Raw genomic sequence first — 2,649 nt, forward strand, 5'->3', positions numbered from 1 at the left:
CGCCGGACCTCCCCGTCGGGGAGGAGGCGCGCTCCCGAGCCCGGCCCGCCCGCGTGTGCCCGAAGACGCCGGACCTCCCCGTCGGCGAGCCCTTCGCGAGCCGGTGCGCGCCTCCTCCCGCCTCCGCCGTCGAGGCCCGGCTCCGGGCACTCCTCGTCGAGCGGCTCGTCTTCGATCCGGCGCACACGGCGGTGCGTCTCGCGCGGCCGTTCTTCGAGCACTGCGAGGCGTGGCCCGACCTGGTGCTCGGCGAGCTGCGCGTCGCGATCGAGTACGACTCCACCGGCCGTCACGGACTCGAGCACGTCGGGCACCGCGAGGAGGCCGACCGGCGGAAGGACCGCGCGCTCCGCTCCGCCGGGTGGGAGGTGGTGCGCATCCGCACGGGGAAGCTGCTGCCGCTCGGCCCCCACGACCTGGTCGCCACGGGGGTCACGGCCGCGCTGGCGGACCGCCTGGTCGACCGGCTCCGCGATGTCCGCGGTCCGCTGCTCGTCGACGCCTGGGGGCGCTGAGCGCGTCGCGCGGCGGCTGCGGGACGGTCCTCCGGGATCCGTCCCCGTCGCTCCGTCCCCGTCGCTCCGTCCCGGTGTCCGGCTCGGCGGAGCGGGACCCGCGGATGCAGTGCCGGCGAGTGGGAACCGTCGAGTGGGAACCGGCGAGTCGCAGCGGTCGAGTCGCAGCCGCCCGCTCGCAGCCGACGCGTCAGAGCCGCAGGGCCAGCGCCTCGCTGCGCCAGCGGCGGTGCAGGGCCCAGGGGTCGGGCTCCCCGGCGCGCACGGTCTCGATGTGGGCGTCGAGCACGGGGCTGCGCGCGAACCACTCGGTGCGCTCCAGGCGCTCGTCGGCGAACTGGGCGTGCCGATGCTGCTCGAGTGCTCGCCCGCCGCGCTCGAACGCGAGGAGCTCCTCGTGCCGGAGCCGGTGGAGGCGCTGCCGGGGATTGCCGCTGGTGCCGATCTTGATCCGCTCGCCGAAGCGGATGTAGTAGACGACGTCGACCCGGGGCGGCGGGAGCTCGCCGTCGGGAGCATCGCCGAGCCGCCACTCGCAGGCGGCGCAGAGCCAGGCGGAGGGGAGCCGGACGCCCAGGCGGGACCCGCACGCCGCGCACGGCGAGGGCAGGGCGTCGATCACGCCGTCCTCGCGGGCGACCCAGTCGTGCGCGAGCCCGAGGTGCGCCGCGCAGAGCGCGAGGGGGGCGCCCGTCTCGGCCGAGGAGGCGCACCCTCCGATCGCGCACGCTGACATGCCGCCGACGCTAGGTGCGACCCCCGACATCGCGCCGTCGTCGACCGCGCCGCCGCGAGCACGCAGGAGTCGGAGTGCTCGCTCTCGAGGACGGCGGCACCCGCGCGCTCGCTGCCCGGCGGATCAGCTCAGGCGGTCGACCAGCGACGAGGCGAGGCCCGTGTAGCCGCCCGGCGTCAGCGCCAGCAGGCGCTCCTTCGCCGCGTCGCCGATGTCGAGACCCTGCACGAAGACGGCGAGGTCGTCGGCACCGAGGCGCTTGCCGCGGGTCAGGTCCTTCAGCAGCGCGTACGGGTCGGTGATCGAGGAGCGGCCGGCCGCCACCTCTGCGCGGATCACCGTCTGGATCGCCTCGGCCAGCACCTCCCAGTTGCCGTCGAGGTCGGCGGCGAGGGCGGTCGGGTCGAGGTCGATCTCGAGCAGGCCGCGGGCGATGTTGTCGAGGGCGAGGAGGGAGTGGCCGAACGCGACGCCGATGTTGCGCTGCGTGGTCGAGTCGGTGAGGTCGCGCTGGAGGCGCGAGGTGACCAGGGTCTGCGCGAGCGAGTCGAGCAGGGCGCTGGAGAGCTCGAGGTTCGCCTCGGCGTTCTCGAAGCGGATCGGGTTGATCTTGTGCGGCATCGTGGACGAGCCGGTCGCCCCGGCCTGGGGGATCTGCCGGAAGTAGCCGAGCGAGATGTAGGTCCAGACATCGGTGCAGATGTTGTGCAGGATGCGGTTCGCGTGCGCGGCCCTGCCGTAGAGCTCGGCCTGCCAGTCGTGCGACTCGATCTGGGTGGTCAGCGGGTTGAAGACGAGGCCGAGGGAGGTGACGAACTCCTCCGCGAGGGCGGGCCAGTCGGTGCCGGGGTCGGCGGCGAGGTGCGCGGCGAACGTGCCCGTCGCTCCGCTGAACTTGCCCAGGTACTCCGTCGCCTCGATCTGCGCGACGACCCGCTCGAGCCGGTACGCGTAGACGGCGAACTCCTTGCCCATCGTGGTCGGGGTCGCGGGCTGGCCGTGGGTGCGGCTGAGCATCGACTCGTCGCGGTAGCGGACGGCCAGCTCCCGGAGCGACGCGACGACCGAGCGCAGCTTCGGCAGCCAGATCTCGCCGACGGCCTGGCGGACCACGATCGCGTAGGAGAGGTTGTTGATGTCCTCGCTGGTGGCTGCGAAGTGGGTGAGCTCGGCGATGCGCTGCAGGCCCAGCTCCTCGAGCCACTGGCGGACGAGGTACTCCACGGCCTTCACGTCGTGGCGGGTGCGGGCCTCGAGGGTCGCCAGCTCGTCGATCTCGGGCTGGCCGAAGTCGCGGGCGCGGCGGCGCAGCTCCTCGGCGGTCGCCGCGTCGACGGGCTCGGAGCCGAAGAGGCGGCGGTCGGTCAGCGCCAGCAGCCACTCGACCTCGACGTGCAC

At 74.1% G+C, this 2,649-nt stretch carries 2 protein-coding genes and 1 pseudogene; 1 reads left to right on the forward strand and 2 read right to left on the reverse strand.

Annotation, left to right across the window (positions count from 1 at the left end; genetic code table 11):
• Positions 1 to 515, forward strand: a pseudogene (locus tag C5B98_RS16470) (endonuclease domain-containing protein); the annotation flags it as partial.
• 190 nt (positions 516 to 705) lie between these two features.
• Here the strand turns inward: C5B98_RS16470 and C5B98_RS16475 are convergent.
• On the reverse strand, positions 706 to 1,251 hold the full coding sequence (locus tag C5B98_RS16475) for a GIY-YIG nuclease family protein (RefSeq protein ID WP_104274485.1): 546 nt from the start codon (positions 1,249 to 1,251) through the stop codon (positions 706 to 708).
• A 123-nt stretch (positions 1,252 to 1,374) separates the two neighbouring features.
• On the reverse strand, positions 1,375 to 2,649 hold a 1,275-nt coding region (purB, locus tag C5B98_RS16480), incomplete at its 5' end, for an adenylosuccinate lyase (protein WP_104328123.1).

It is taken from the genome of Rathayibacter sp. AY1A5, from assembly GCF_002930875.1.
GTDB lineage: Bacteria > Actinomycetota > Actinomycetes > Actinomycetales > Microbacteriaceae > Rathayibacter.